General features: G+C 48.4%; 20 protein-coding genes. 2 read left to right on the forward strand and 18 right to left on the reverse strand.

From position 1 onward, the window contains the following. The 8 genes from LUQ50_RS12215 to LUQ50_RS12250 all read right to left on the reverse strand — a co-directional run. Positions 1-495 (reverse strand): hypothetical protein (locus tag LUQ50_RS12215; RefSeq protein WP_300040115.1); only part of this gene is annotated, 495 nt, incomplete at its 3' end. A gap of 22 nt (positions 496-517) precedes the next feature. Beyond that, positions 518-913, reverse strand: a complete 396-nt coding sequence (locus tag LUQ50_RS12220) for a hypothetical protein (protein ID WP_300040116.1) — start codon at positions 911-913, stop codon at positions 518-520. 1 nt (position 914) lies between these two features. Beyond that, positions 915-1,046, reverse strand: a complete 132-nt coding sequence (locus LUQ50_RS12225; RefSeq protein ID WP_300040117.1) for a hypothetical protein — start codon at positions 1,044-1,046, stop codon at positions 915-917. A 21-nt stretch (positions 1,047-1,067) separates the two neighbouring features. Continuing rightward, positions 1,068-2,171 carry a Mu-like prophage major head subunit gpT family protein gene (locus LUQ50_RS12230; protein ID WP_300040118.1) on the reverse strand — a complete coding sequence of 368 codons (1,104 nt, stop codon included), beginning with the start codon at positions 2,169-2,171 and terminating at the stop codon, positions 1,068-1,070. A 2-nt stretch (positions 2,172-2,173) separates the two neighbouring features. Next, entirely contained in the window at positions 2,174-2,995 is an 822-nt protein-coding gene (locus LUQ50_RS12235; protein WP_300040119.1) for a hypothetical protein, read from the reverse strand. Then, positions 2,995-4,086 (reverse strand): hypothetical protein, encoded by a 1,092-nt coding sequence (locus tag LUQ50_RS12240; RefSeq protein WP_300040120.1) that lies wholly within the window; start codon positions 4,084-4,086, stop codon positions 2,995-2,997. Before LUQ50_RS12240 ends, LUQ50_RS12235 begins: the two co-directional genes overlap by 1 nt. Positions 4,087-4,227: 141 nt before the next feature. Continuing rightward, positions 4,228-4,461 (reverse strand): hypothetical protein, encoded by a 234-nt coding sequence (locus tag LUQ50_RS12245; protein WP_300040121.1) that lies wholly within the window; start codon positions 4,459-4,461, stop codon positions 4,228-4,230. Then, entirely contained in the window at positions 4,458-5,309 is an 852-nt protein-coding gene (locus tag LUQ50_RS12250) for a hypothetical protein (RefSeq protein WP_300040122.1), read from the reverse strand. The genes LUQ50_RS12245 and LUQ50_RS12250 overlap by 4 nt, the downstream gene beginning before the upstream one ends. Positions 5,310-5,605: 296 nt before the next feature. On the opposite strand from LUQ50_RS12250, the gene LUQ50_RS12255 reads away from it, so the two are divergent. Further along, entirely contained in the window at positions 5,606-5,944 is a 339-nt protein-coding gene (locus LUQ50_RS12255; protein ID WP_300040123.1) for a zinc ribbon domain-containing protein, read from the forward strand. Between the two features lie 10 nt (positions 5,945-5,954). Here LUQ50_RS12255 and LUQ50_RS12260 read toward each other — a convergent pair whose 3' ends face one another. The 7 genes from LUQ50_RS12260 to LUQ50_RS12290 form a co-directional block, all read right to left on the reverse strand. Next, on the reverse strand, positions 5,955-6,398 hold the full coding sequence (locus LUQ50_RS12260) for a hypothetical protein (protein ID WP_300040124.1): 444 nt from the start codon (positions 6,396-6,398) through the stop codon (positions 5,955-5,957). A gap of 233 nt (positions 6,399-6,631) precedes the next feature. After that, positions 6,632-8,176 (reverse strand): minor capsid protein, encoded by a 1,545-nt coding sequence (locus tag LUQ50_RS12265; RefSeq protein ID WP_300040125.1) that lies wholly within the window; start codon positions 8,174-8,176, stop codon positions 6,632-6,634. Continuing rightward, positions 8,157-9,689, reverse strand: a complete 1,533-nt coding sequence (locus LUQ50_RS12270) for a hypothetical protein (RefSeq protein ID WP_300040126.1) — start codon at positions 9,687-9,689, stop codon at positions 8,157-8,159. Before LUQ50_RS12270 ends, LUQ50_RS12265 begins: the two co-directional genes overlap by 20 nt. Continuing rightward, positions 9,686-9,943, reverse strand: a complete 258-nt coding sequence (locus LUQ50_RS12275) for a hypothetical protein (RefSeq protein WP_300040127.1) — start codon at positions 9,941-9,943, stop codon at positions 9,686-9,688. The genes LUQ50_RS12270 and LUQ50_RS12275 overlap by 4 nt, the downstream gene beginning before the upstream one ends. Further along, positions 9,933-11,216, reverse strand: a complete 1,284-nt coding sequence (locus tag LUQ50_RS12280) for a terminase family protein (protein WP_300040128.1) — start codon at positions 11,214-11,216, stop codon at positions 9,933-9,935. Before LUQ50_RS12280 ends, LUQ50_RS12275 begins: the two co-directional genes overlap by 11 nt. Further along, positions 11,164-11,664, reverse strand: a complete 501-nt coding sequence (locus LUQ50_RS12285; RefSeq protein ID WP_300040129.1) for a hypothetical protein — start codon at positions 11,662-11,664, stop codon at positions 11,164-11,166. The genes LUQ50_RS12280 and LUQ50_RS12285 overlap by 53 nt, the downstream gene beginning before the upstream one ends. Next, complete coding sequence (locus LUQ50_RS12290) at positions 11,661-11,873, reverse strand: hypothetical protein (RefSeq protein WP_300040130.1); 213 nt, start codon at positions 11,871-11,873, stop codon at positions 11,661-11,663. The genes LUQ50_RS12285 and LUQ50_RS12290 overlap by 4 nt, the downstream gene beginning before the upstream one ends. Positions 11,874-11,921: 48 nt before the next feature. Here LUQ50_RS12290 and LUQ50_RS12295 point away from each other — a divergent pair, with 48 nt between their 5' ends. Then, positions 11,922-12,386 (forward strand): hypothetical protein, encoded by a 465-nt coding sequence (locus tag LUQ50_RS12295; protein ID WP_300040131.1) that lies wholly within the window; start codon positions 11,922-11,924, stop codon positions 12,384-12,386. Here the strand turns inward: LUQ50_RS12295 and LUQ50_RS12300 are convergent. Genes LUQ50_RS12300 through LUQ50_RS12310 form a run of 3 tightly spaced genes read right to left on the reverse strand, consistent with a single transcriptional unit; the run spans position 12,356 to position 13,733 of the window. Then, complete coding sequence (locus tag LUQ50_RS12300) at positions 12,356-12,805, reverse strand: hypothetical protein (RefSeq protein ID WP_300040132.1); 450 nt, start codon at positions 12,803-12,805, stop codon at positions 12,356-12,358. The two genes, LUQ50_RS12295 and LUQ50_RS12300, sit on opposite strands and share 31 nt — an antisense overlap. A 2-nt stretch (positions 12,806-12,807) precedes the next feature. Then, positions 12,808-13,536, reverse strand: coding sequence for a hypothetical protein (locus tag LUQ50_RS12305; protein WP_300040133.1), 729 nt, complete (start codon positions 13,534-13,536; stop codon positions 12,808-12,810). A gap of 2 nt (positions 13,537-13,538) precedes the next feature. Further along, positions 13,539-13,733: a hypothetical protein gene (locus LUQ50_RS12310; protein ID WP_300040134.1), complete on the reverse strand. Its 195-nt coding sequence runs from the start codon at positions 13,731-13,733 to the stop codon at positions 13,539-13,541. Positions 13,734-13,969 lie beyond the last annotated feature (236 nt).

Genomic DNA, 13,969 nt, shown 5'->3' on the forward strand with positions numbered 1-13,969 from the left:
ATACGGAGTCAGGATCTGAAACGTGCCATAGAATCCGGGAGTGGTTGAAACAATACGATAGTTCTCCGCCCATTCGGCTTGCGTTCCTACAAGCGTGATAGAGTCAGGAAGGGCGATCTTCACCGGAAGGTCAAGAAGTTGACCGGTTTCATGGATAATCAACCCCTTCTTGTCGCTCCCTGAATAGCCGAACCTGCAGGGTACTAAAGTCTGGTCGTCTGACCAATAGTACTCATACTCTCCGCTCTGGTTCTGGTAATCTGCAATAACAGAAAGCGTCCCGGAGAAGGTCAGAGAGGTAAGAGTTTCTCCAATGGTGAACGAACCGGATACCGTTTTAACAACGATATATCCAGTACCTACCCTGGCGATTTCAGTAGTCTGGTGGCTCGTACCTCCGGTCACGGTCTGGCCGATAGTTGGCGTTCCAGACCCGGAAGTGTAACTTAACTTCTGCTTTTTCCTCCGTCTCTGAATGGTGCAAGTTGAATCCATGAAAGCGAGAGGGAACAGCACCTCAGTACCCCCGGATCATGTTGTGATTCCTCACAATTACCACGCCTGAACCTCCGGCATACTCAACATACTGGCTGACTGCCCGTCTCCCCTTTGACTCGTATGCTGCGGCTTCAGCCTCAGAATTTATGCTGAAAGAAATGTCACCACCAAGAGAAAGCGAGTTTGGCCGGGTGAGTTCGTGAGCCTGTCTCCGCTTGATTTTCGCAATAGTGAGGCAAATAGAGGCTGTTTTGAGTTGTGACGCAGATGCAGGAGCAGTGAGTCCTTTCTCCAGGAGCATATCGACGATCTCCTCATCACTCCGTGAAATGAGAGACGTGATGTCAGAGGTCGTGATAGTGCCAAGAGACGTACCTGCCTCAAGTTGAACGTCAGTATACTCGCAGTATGCCATCTCAGCCCACAATCACGATGTAACCCTTCTCCGGACTGTAAAGAGTCTGGATCTCGGTGGTCGTTGCCAGGGACTCAACATAGGTCTCAAAATCATCGAAATCTGTGAACACCCTGACATCATAGTTTGTCATCTAACTCCCTCCAAAAAGGGATTAAGAGGTCGGCTTGCTTGCTCCGATATATCGGTAGTCAAGCCGGGCGGCTGCGATATCCCACTCAACACCATACTCGATGGTCCGGTTCGTGAATGAGAACTGATCCAGACCGCCTCCGATGATCTCAGTGTCGGGAGTTCTCTTCAGTAACCGGGGACCTGGTGATGCACGGTAGACTCCAAATGCAACAGCCGGACGACCGACCTGTGGATCTGCACAGAGATACCACTGTTTGTTGGCATGGGTGTTGCTGGTGGATATCTGAGTGATCTCGGTGTTGACTGCAACCTGCAGCGGGGAGAACTGGTTGGACCCAACGAGTTTGTACCCAACCTCGGATGAAAGATCATACCTCTCAACGGTCATCGCCGTGACGATCTCGGTTGCTTTCGGTTCGAGTTCGGGAGGAACAATCAGGCATTTCGGGCGGATCCGGACAGGTCTTCCATTCACATCCTTCTGAACTGCCATCTTTTTCCAGAGCGAAATTACAGCATCATACGAGAGTTCAGCCGTAATCAGGTTCTTATACGTGGTGTCGGCATCAAACATCGAGGCATGGGGCCCGTTTACATCAGCGATGATCTGAGTTGCGAGGTTTTCAGCAGTAAAAGAAGCTGCTTCAGCGAATGCCGCAGGAATCTGGGTAAATGCTCCTAATGCATCATTGATGATGGCCTGCCGGGTGAGTTCGATGGTGTCAGAATACGAATCCAGAAGAATGGTATATTGTCCTTCACCCACCTTCGTAGATGGGTTACCTTCATGTTCCCCGGTCTTCTGCAGGAGCCGGACCGGGCGTTCAAACGCAACCAGAGGTACCTGTTTGAAATCGTTGACACTCACCTGCTTTGTCCACATCGGGTATGATATCGGATATCTGGCATGAGCATCCAGGAGTTGGGCATTCATGTCAGAAGTCAGAAGATACGAGAAATCAGATGTCCCGATTGCTTCGGCGAGCCTGTTCAGAGATTGCGAACCTTCTACTGATCTGAGGAGTTCCCATACCTTTGCTCTCCGTCTGAAACCTTCAGCAGAGTTGAGATATTCCTTGGTCATTCTCTGGCCGGAACCAAAAATTTCAGCAAATTTTGTCATGATTAAGCCACCCTGAATCCGAGAACATAGACAACAGCATCAGGCTGACTTGCACCAGTGGCACTGGTCACCCGGAGCGTTCCTCCTGCTGCGATCTCGTTGTATGCATCATCGATAGATGCAGCCCGGACGAGAGCCTTATCAGATCCTGATGCAGCCATAGCGTCCGTAATCGCATTGGTTCCGTTCTTGAGCTGCAGGGTAGTGGTTGAAACACCCGCACCCTTGAGCACCAGCCAGGCATCAGCGATGTGGGTTTTGTGAGTCAATGTGACGTCAGTATTCCCTACTGACCCGGCTGCGATGTTGATCCGGTGAATTACCGGGATACCTCCGATGGCATTGGCATCAGCGACGAACTTGGTGACAAGCCCGGTGATACCTGCAGTAGCAGACCCGGGGACGAGTTTGGATTCGATGACTCCGCCTGCTGCAAGTTGAGAGGTCCCGACTGAACTGGCTGCAAGAACTCCGCCAGCATATCCGGCCTTGATGACCTCGATGGTTGCAGTTGCCCCGGTCGTGACGACCTCGTTAGCCCATCCGAAGAAAACCCCGGATGCAAGGTTGGAAAGAACAACAGGAGTGGCTTTGCTTGCGAACAGCGGAGCACCAACTGCGATCCCGCCTGTGTTAATGTCGGTGACTTCCAGGTCTCCTACCCATGGTCCGAACCTGACAACAGTTTCACCAGAAACCGTATCCTCATCACCCTCTGCGATACCGCAAAGGTCTCCATAGATCACAACTCCTCCGGATGCCGGAGTGGTTGGATATGAACAGATTACCCGGAGGTCGTCCGGAGTGTGTGTTTCATTCAGCATTATGCTACCTCAATTCCTGCAAGCCGGTTGGCTATCTCTTTGGTCATACCGTTCTCAATGAGCGTGTCCCGGTAATCCTCCCGTGCTTTCTTAGCCTCTACCTGGTTTCCGGATGGTGCCGATCCGTTGTCATGGACTCCTGAGATACCGGACTCTTTCAGGATGTCAGCGATCTCGGTCTGTTTTGCCTTTATCGCCTCGGAGATGATAAGTCCAAACTTTACCGCGTCGATGCTGCCGTCTTCTGCAAGTACGGCCTGCTTGATCAGTGACTCGGTGAGGGTTTTCCGGGCAGACTCCGGGAGGTTTGTCTTTCCGATCTCTTCGGTCACATACTCACGGGCTGCCTTCTCTGCGATCTTTGCCTTGAGGTCTTTGTTTTCAGTCTCAAGAGTCTTGATTCGGGTTTCTGCCTCGGTGACTTTCTGCTTCTGTGCTTCGCTTTGAGATTCGATCTGCAGTTCTTCAGCAACCTGCTTTCGAATCTCCTTCACAACTTCGGGATCACTGGTCATGATCTCCGATAGCCTGATTGAGAGTTGTTTATCTGGTGCCATTTCTGCCTCTTTTTTTACCCGCTCTGCTGCTTCGTTGAATCGGGAATGCCCCCCGGCTCCCGGAATGGTAACGAAATCAACTGAGTTAAATGGGCTTGGTAATAGTTCAGTGATAATCCGGCCAGACTTTCCGTCAGGGCCTTCACCTTCCTTTGATAGGCCATCGACGTAATGAGAAACCCCTATCTTTCCGGCCATCCACTTGAGATCCTCGGTGAACTTCGGCCGGACTTCAGCGAGGGCATACACCCCGGGACCGTCCCACGCAGCAGGATCACCATCTTCGAGGTAATGCCCCTGCTCTGCCAGGACTGCAGCAATCGTGCCTGTTACCCGGGCTGGCTGGTCCTCTTCCTGTTGTCGGGTCGGGTGGTCCCAGTGCATGAGCATGCCTTTCGGATAAACCCCGGATTCGGCTGCTTTCTTCAGTGTCTCTTCAAAATAGTAACCACTCGACCCACGGCCGGGACGGATGATGTGTACCTCTATGGTTCCGGGTTTGGCTGATGCTCCAGAGACTTCCCGGAAACGCATCACGTCTCCGGTGAGAGTGTCAGGGATGATCAGCACCCCCTATAATAGTGCGGTATGGCCCTCTTGCTGCCATTGTATATATTGGCGTTTCAAGAGGTTATAGGTTTGAACTCCGGTATACCGGGGAAAAGAGAAATTTGATTATGATAGACCGATCGGGATTGGTATTTCTTCAAAATCTAATTCAAAACTCCTGACTTCAACCAGAGGTATAATTGATAAAGACCGATCATACCATGGCTGGAAAAATGTTTTTCCCATTTCCAGTAATTGTTTATTGTCTGACTGGAGGACTATTGAATCAAATCTTCCTTGATTACAAATCAAACACCATCCGCCCTCTCCAGGATCTGGGGCCCAATGTCCACAGATCATGATTCATCCCCTCCAATAAGTTTCATCTGTCTGGTTGTTTCAATTTGAACCGGGAGAAAATCAGGGCGAAGTTCAGGACATATATCCCTAAACATCGCCTGCTCATATTTCATTCTCTCATCAAGTTCAAGATGCCCATTTGCTAGCGCTGCAAAGTCAATCGCTACATGTGCCTGAAGTTTCCTCCGTTCAGGTTCTTGTAACTCCCTCCTCCAATTCTTTTCCATCTCTTGGTGGCCTTTCATCACCTGATGATCATTACGGAACGTGGCGATGGCTCGGTTAACTGTATTGGGGGAACTTGGATGGTTCCGCTTTGCCAGGTGCTTTAGTGCCGATAACCTCAACCCATTGAGTGGAGATAGGTCCTTCTTCCCGTACCCGAGAGAGTCAATATCCATACCGGGGAAAACTGAAGGGACTTCACCAGTGAGAATTTTCTCAGCGTTGTCTGTGAGCCAGTTCCGCATCCTGATTAACTTGGGGCCACGCTCATCCCCGTATCTCTTATATGGTAAGAGCATTAAGAATGAAACCGCATCCCTAATGCTTAATTCATAATCAAGGGCCAGATTATCGCCCGGTCGTGTTACACGACCCACCTCCAAATCTCTAAACAATTCTGGATTAAGCGTTAATTTCTCGCTTGCGTGCTTGAACTGAATACTGTAAAACTCTGCGAGTTCTCTAAGCGAGATTCGCCACTTACCCCCAATGTTCTTGAATTGAATTGAGGTATCTTCGAACGAAAGTTCTTTCACTTCAGCGGGTGAATTATCCTTTGCAACCGGGTCCCGCTTTTCACTTGGCGGTGTGGCGGGGCTGGTCTTTTCACTTCTTTTAGTCATACAATTGTACCTTTACTTCTTTGCTTCAACACTCTGATACCTTCCTTAGCCCAATCATTTTGATTATAACCTTCAGAATAGAGTTCAATTGCTACATCAGCCAGTTCAACAGGGACAGTAACGAACAACCTTAATGTCCCTGCTGGACTTTTCTTTAATCTACGGTTCCTTCTAGCCGTAATTTTCTCCTGCAGACTTGCTGCACTAGATACATTATGCTAGCAAATATAAATAATTATTGTAAAATTGCTAGATTGAGATTCTTTAAACATCGATGAGATGAAATATGTTACCTAATGCGTGAATCAACAAAACAACTGGGATTGAGAATCCCGGCTGACCAATACAATAAATTGCAAGATTACGCTAAATCTCAAAATAAATCAATGACAGAACTGATTATCCGTATATTTGACGATTTTCTTGATGCCTCAACCCCCGGTCTTTGTCAATTTTGCCATACTCTAAATTCCCTGGATGCTTCATACTGCCAGAAATGTGGAGAGCCATTGACTGAAGAGGCCAAGAAAGAATCTGATAGGTTAAAAGAATATTACAATAACGAAGATGTACTCATTAGAATTGTAGAGAAAATGCTTGAGAAAAAGGGATTTGAAATCGTAAAAAAGGAATGAATCGCAAGATTCACGGGAGTGAATCATTTATTTTCGCTATGTGCGATTGCGCTTCTAAAAGTTCGGTAGTGGCTCTTTCAAGATGGGTATTCGCTAATGCCTCATCGCCAACCTGAAGAGCATCCATTGCTTTGATCGTATCTTCTAATCCTGGTTGATATGTTTTGAGTGTTAGTTCAACTTCATCTGCTATGAGTCTGGCTTGAGGAGAAAGTTTGTACAAATCCCATTTCCAATTATACACATTAATGGCAACAATAAGAGTTTCTGCCTTTTCCTTTACTTTTTCGTATTCTCCTGCGTTCATGAGTTTTGGCATTTCAAGCGAGTCTTTGCCAATTTTTGTGAACAATTTGACCGTGTTCTCATAAAATTCGCGGTCTCCAAGATCCGCTGCTTGTACAGTAGGTATTGCCAATATGGCTAAAACCAAAAAGAGAGCCCAGAGTTTCATATTTTGTGATTGGCTTCAGCGATTATATAATCACCGATACTTCTCAAACCTAATCCCCTTGTCCCCCGGATACGGTTTGGTGTGGGGGTTTTTGCCAAACCAAATAATATCTGGGATGCCTTCAGGAAATGCAGAACAGGTTTTTTTATCTCGAGTTTCCCACGTTATATAATGTATACATGAATTACAGGGTGCATCCACTCCAATTACTTCTTTTAAATTAATGGATGTCATTATATTCTCACTTCAGTGTATTTTATCCCGTTAGCAATACATGCACGTCTTACCATATCGTTATACGACAACTTAAGATTTTCATAAGCCTCATCTGTGCTCATACCTGACTTTTTATCGTACTCATATTTAGCTCGAATTCCTTTCAACCCGTTATCAAAAGATGCTTGGAATTTATCTGGATCTGGCCACCCGTTTTCTCCTTTCGATATTGTGTATTCTATCCCCAATTCTTGAGAGACTACTTTATATGAACTTGCGTTGTTTTTGATTGCATGAACTATATCGACATCGGAAAATGATGCTGGAGCCGTTTCTGCTTTTGGATGATTGTGAACAACATATCCATCTTTTGGGGGATTTGGGATAGATACAGATCCAGTTGTCCCTACATATCTACCTATCAAATTCCGATCTTTGTCATATACATATGCAATCTCAATATTAGAATTCAAAAATTCGTCATGCTTATCAGAAATATCCCACCCATTGGACATATCATCAGTTTTACCAAAGTACGGAGTCCAGCAGCATCGGCAATTAGGATGATATGGCAGCGATGGAGCCTTTTCGATGTCATATATTGACCCATTCTTCTGACCACAGATAGCACACATACGGTCATCGGGACCCGCTAACCATTGGACTTTGGTGATGTTATCCCGTTTGAACCGGGTAAGCGTTCCCTGGTTGAGCCCATACATCACCTCGGACCGGGCTATCATCTCTGCCCTGGACTGCCCTTTCCCGGAACCAGCATCGACATATCGGGAAATCCGTTTGACCAGCTGATCAATACCTTCACTCCGGAGCATTCCTTCTGTCAGCTCAGAGAGAACGGACTTCTTGACCTCTTCAGTCATCCCCTTGATGAACCCGAGATTTCGCTCAATCAGGGCATCGATGGCATCCTCGTTAGGAGGGATGTAAATGTCAGGTTTTTTGTATTCCTCTTTTTTCTTCGCCTTTTCAAGATTGACTTCAGCCCATGATATCCCGGCTTCCCAGAACTTCGGAACCTGCTTACTGAGCATCTTCCGGACCGACTTCATCTGTTTGGTCTGGAACTTATCGATCTGGATGCTGGTTTCTGCAGGGTTGCCAAAGTTTTCCCTGATGATGTCAACAATTCCGGCCCCGAAGTCGTTATAGACCTGAATCAGTTCCTTTTCGTATGCTGCAATCAGGCCTCTGCTCCGGGTCGGGTCGTCTTGTACTTCCTTGAGTATCCTGTTGAACGCCTGCCCAATCTCCCGGTAGGTTTCCGAGAACGATTTACCGGCAATAAGCCCTGATATGTAGATCTGATTGACTTCTACTGACCCGATGTCAGGGTATACGATGAGGCTTCCAGATTCGGAGAGTTTGCGATAATTGTCTGTAAAAAGAAACTCGTATTTGCTGATTTCATCCAGTGCCTTTATTTTCTTCTCTCGGTAAAACTTACGAGATTGCTTTGTTGCCTCTCGTAATCTCCGTCCATTCAGATATACGCGCTGTAAATGTAAAACGGAGGTAGAAAAATTAGTGATCGCAGTGACCATACCCGGCCTCCTGCAGTTGTGTTGCCGCTGTAGCGAGCCGTTCGATGGCTGCAGCCATGTCCGGGTTCTGGGTCATCTTATCCATGAGCGAGGCTACCATTTCATCGACGGTTGTCTCATCAGGAATCTTCAGGTCGAGCGATTCGTATATCGCCTTGATAAGGTCAATTGGCCTGATGACTCCGGCAAGGCCCCCGGATGGATTGCCGAGCGTGGCCGCGCTGCATAGGCTCTGCAGATAGGTAATCGCATCCTGACTCCGGAGCGGCGGGAACGAGATTTCGAAATCAGCAGTACCAAGAATACGGGTGAAGATGACCTTGAATGTATCAGCCCATGCGGTTTGACGTTCCTCGATGAGGGGCAGGAAGTTTGCGGTGAGTTCCTGTGCTGAAGCCCGGTTACCGGTCTGCGGGTTGCCAGTGAGCATGTTCTCTGGAACGCCGGTAGCAGTGCAGAATTGCCGGAGGAAGTACTGAGAGTCTGCCGGCCCTACAATCTTGTTAGATCCGGCATCAACGACCTTGAAATCGTTTCCTTCAGTTGCTACGAGTTGGTTGCCCACCTGCCCTTTGTGATGTCCGTGCTGTTCGTGGTTAAATTGAGAACTGATTGCAGATACCTGGGCGTTTCCTCCGGTTGTGGTGAACATCGTGGTATACTTACGGATCATCTGAACGATGGCAGCGAAGTCCAGGAGGAATCCTTCATACGCCCGGTTCCATGGCAGGGCAGCCGTATACGGTGAGAGCGCCCATTTCTGTTTGAGGCCCTTGCCTTCAGCCAAGTGGAAGACAATGACGTCCTTATCCACCTGTGCTGATACCCCATCCTGGTTGACCATCCCTGCGTATTTGGTGTTGAACAGGGACGGGTATGCTTTGGTATGCTGGTTGCCGGATGAGTCAATCCAGGACCGGATATAGAACATCGGCAGGTCTGCATCCTCCGGGTCTGTGATGATATCTCCAATCTCATACGATGACCAGACTCTGATCTGAACGGGGGTGAGTTTATGCCATATCGCGAGGAAGACGTTTCCACCTTTCTGCAGTTCGTGGTCTGCTTCGATGAGTGCCTGAGAGCCGAAGAGCGCTAACTGGTTCTTTGGGTCGTTCCTGATGGTATCGATGATAGCCCGGTAGTTTCGCTTGTTTGACTGTATGCTGAACGACAGGCCGAACGTATACCGGGTCTTCAGGTCGATGGCTCCCCGGATGAGAGGAGAGTACTGATAGCCATAGTTCAGGAGGTCGTGATAGAGGTCAACATCGCTCTTCTGGATGACTCGCTGCTGCTGATATCCACTGATGAGGAGCCACTGACGATCCAAGGCTAACCGGTTGTTCCAGGACTGATCTGCATATCCCTCTTTCAGGTTCTCGATGTCGCGTGAAAGTTTCCGGGTTTCTGACAGAACGTCCTGGTATCGTCCGGTCAGGGACGTGAGTTGTTCCCGGGTCTGGGAGAGTTGGCCACCTGTCAGAGTATCAGCGATCTGTTCCCTGATCATCGAACCCCCTTCCTCAGGACCTCGCCCATATTGTTCGGCAGAAGCATCAGAACCATGTGGTATACCCGCCGTGGCAGGGAGATAACCACGGTATCCGGACCGGTCTCAAGGTCTGGAGGAGCATGGATAAGTCGAGAAATAACCCCTGCATAGGTCTCCTGGTCATCCTGCTTGAGTGTGTCAAGTGCATCCTTCAATGTCGGCGGTACTTTGATAGTTGTGGCCTTTTCGGCGGGTGTTTCTTCAGACTGCATAGGTGTCCTCCATCTGGAAAACTGCTTTCTTTTTCTCTTTCTCTCCAAGACCGAACAGTTCCCAGAATGCCCATACTAATGCGTCCATTCTATCCGGGGATTTCTTCCCTGGTTCCCACTCACACATCTGGTCTTCAAGTTCTGGGAACGTCCCGACATGGTGGATCTTCCCCTGTTCGTACAGAGAGGAGACAGGTTCAGCCCGGGTTTCTTTCCCTCGTGATGCATGGACCGGAGAATAGGGAATATTTTTGTCTACGGTCCGGAGGTTGACTTCTACAAGATATCCTCCATTATTGACTTCTCCAATCACCCGGTCAGCCAGGTTATGATTAAATGATCGGATTGCTGCTCTGGCCCATGCTGCTGCAGAACCGGAAAGAGACGAATCCTGCAGGGCGTATCCATGACCATATGCTGATATTCCTGCTGCAATGATTCCGGTCTCTGCTGATCCTTCCCCATCTGATACTGCAGGGTCGACTCCGACAACAACCCGGATTAATGGAGGGAGTTCAGACTCATGTATCCTCAGGTTTTCAATGAGTTCGCGGGTCCACAATGCATTTGGGTTGTCATCCAGGATCTCACCCTCGAGTTCCTGACGACCTAACCGGGTTCCGGCGTATTTGTCCTGTATCCGCTGAAGATAGAGAGGGGAGAGGTTGTCGGCATTGTCGAATGTTGAGAACCGGATATCAATGGTCTTCGGGTCTTTGAGGAGGACCTTGATGAGTTTGATAGGTCGTGGGGTGGTGGTGACAAATACCTGAGGACGGTCGCCTAACCGCAGGCCAAACTCAAGATTGTCCCATGTTTCTTCAGGATATTTGAACTTCGCTAATTCGTCGACCCATGCAGTATCAAACTGAGGGCCACGGAGCTGGTCTGGCTCATCACCAGAGAAGGTTGTTGCAATGGCCCCATTAGGAAATACTAACCGTCTCTTACTTGGTTCGTATAATGGCAATTCATGGGGTTTTGCAATCTTCAGAATTGCGGATGGTCCGATCTCAACCATCGTATCCCGAACATCAGCAACGGTCTGACCGATGAGAGCGATATGTTTGTATCCCTGGCGTACTCTCTCGAGCACCCACTCTGCTCCGGATCGGGTTTTACCTGCCCCTCTCCCGGACCTCATGAGATAACAGAACCAGTCTTCCGAGTCTGGCGGTCGCTGTCCGGGTCGTGCCAGGAATGACCAGCGGGTTGCGTACTCAGTCAGTATTGCCTGTTCTTCTGCTGAGTATCTGCTTTGCTCTATGCTCAAGCTCATTATCTGACATCCTCATGATTTCTATCGGGCCGCCATCCTTCCCGGTGTGCTCGATCTCCTGCTTCTCTCTCCACCGGTCTGGTGCTCGATTGTTCAACCAGTGGATACAAGAGCGAGGGTCTGCAGGTATGTGCCTGGTTTCATCAACCATCCTTACATGCGCAGATTCCCCGTTACCAACCACAAGAGCCCGGGTCTCCTCAACTTCATACCCTAAAGCCCGTTTATACAGGGCCATTTCAACACGGGCGTCAGCAGGGCCTTTACCTTCTTTTATGGAGTCACGTAAATCAGGGTATTTTTTTATCCATTCCTGAAGTGTGCCTTTTGCAATCCCTATTTTTGCGGCTATTTCTTCGTTTGTCAGTCCTCGTATAGCCAAAGCTTTCGCATAAGCAGGATGGAGATTAGGATCGTAGGGTGAGGGTCTCCCTTGTTTCACAGGTTTCTTCTTTTTCCCTGGCATTGCTCCACTTCCTTAACGTGCTTCCAGTCTGCAACGATCGTGACTGTGTGAGGTTCCCTTCCACTATTGTTAGACAGTTTTACCAGAAGGTGGACATTGAATTCGTTCTCGTGAATCACTTCACCGGTAACGCCACGAGGCCAGTATTTAGCTAGTTTAGTTCCTTTCGGTGGTGTGAATCTCATTAGTTTCATTACACCCTGCCCCTGAGTTGAACCGGGATTATATCGCTGGTGACAGCCCTGTCAGAGTGCCGGTATGCTGCATTGCTCGATGTGATGACTCGGGTATGGTGGATTCGGATTGGTAGTACGGATGTCATGCAGGATTTCTCTCGGGAGAAGGATGCATACCGGGAATGCGACCAGCGGGAATCGAACCCGCATCTCCGGGATCCTTTCCCGGTGAGTGTGCCATGCCTCTATACTCGCGAAAAAGTTGATGAGTTATGCGTGACGGCCTCTCCAGGCAACGTCTTCCGGATCATCGCTGATGTGTTCCTCAAGTGTCTTCCGGGTTCCGCAGATGACGATGGTCTTGGACGGATTCAGAAGAAGGAACTCCTGATCTTCATCGAGGTTGACATCCGGGTTTTCATTATGTCCGAGTTGCCATCCTTCTTTTTCCTGAACTACTGTCTGAAGGTTGCTGATTTTGTTTCCCATGATTACGCTCCTGCTGGTATGCTCACTGGCTGAGCCGGCTGTTCTGGGGTCGGTACGGTTGAGGTACTTGGTTCTGCTACATTTTCGGTCACTTCTTCGCTGGCAAGTTGCTGAACTGCTGCATTTACAACGGCCTCGACTTTTGGCACGTAGCCTTTGAACCAGCCGGTTGATGGATGATTGAGAATGTATCCGGCAATGTAATGCAGCAAGTTCTCAAGCTGATTCATAAGGCAGATGGTTTCCTGGACAAACGGGATGATATCAGGTTCATCGAGCGTGACCGTACCATCAGCCATAATCTTCCCTTTCATCACCAGCATTCTGGAATATGATCGGGCGATGTTTCTGATCTTGACAATGATCACGAACTCGATTCCTGCAATCAAGCCCAGAAGAAGGGCTGCAATGAGAACTGGATTGAGATTTAAAATTGTAGTAATGTCTGACATGGTTACTCCTCCTCTGTGGCATTTGTCACTTCATTGGCTGCGGTTTCGTTCGCTGCTACCAGTTCCTTGCCGGTCATGTTGGCAAAATAGGAATCAGAGAAGTCGATGTACCGGAACTGTGGCCGTGCTCTTCCTCCCCCGGACTCATTGGTGACTATATCGAACTGTTTCGATCCATCGTTGACGTAATCGATCTGGCTCTCGTTTCCACCGGTTCCGAGAGTGACCCCATATCTGACTTCTCCATAATAGTGGCCGACACCATTCCATTCAGCCTGTTGGCCCACTGATAGGTTGGCGTTGTTTACGAACTTGGCATTGTCAATCTGTGCCTCTGTCAGGTATCCTCCGTATTTGGCGCTAACATGCTGATCAGTGACATTGGCAGATGCATCGTCCATATCAAGGGTATTTTCAAAGAGAACACCGTTATGAAACTCTGAATTGCCTGATTGAGTATACCGGTTGTTTATCGTGGCGTCGAGTGTTGAGGTGTCTTGGTACTGGAAGTTTCCATGACCGGAGATGAGATGATCGCCTGATGACCCGCCGTTGTACTGGTCACCGTTGTGCATGAACCCGGCGCCTACCGTCCCGGCATTCCAGTTCTCACCGTTGTAAATTGAGAGAGAACCGATACCTTCAGCAGATAGTGAAAATTCAGCTATTGCTGCGAGGGATGGACAAATGAGGATAGTGGTGATGATGATGACGAGAAGAGGGCGGAGCATTTTTAGAACACGCCTCCGGATCCTCCGCAGCCACCAGAACCGCCAGATCCCTTGTTATCATCCTGGCATTTTGAAAAAGTGCAATGGATGTACTCTGCAGCCTTCTTCAGCCAACTCCGGGGCTTGGATGGTTCGGTATTGGCACGAGTTTCAGCCTCAAGAGGTTGGTCGAAAACAGAGGGATCAAACCCAGACATGTCCGAGTATTGGTAGTATATAAAAAAAGAGCCATGTATCTTGTGTTATATGCAAAAAATGTAAATGCTGTTGGATCTGTAATTACTGCTTGACGCATCTAGTACCCAAAAAAAATGTAATGAGAATTTCTTATCCTATCATAACGACTTAAGAAAGTACCGAGTATATAACCAGTTATTACTATTATACATTAAATTTGATATTTAAATGAGAAAACTCATTAAATTAGTTAAAT

This window comes from Methanospirillum sp. (genome assembly GCF_028679455.1).
GTDB lineage: Archaea > Halobacteriota > Methanomicrobia > Methanomicrobiales > Methanospirillaceae > Methanospirillum.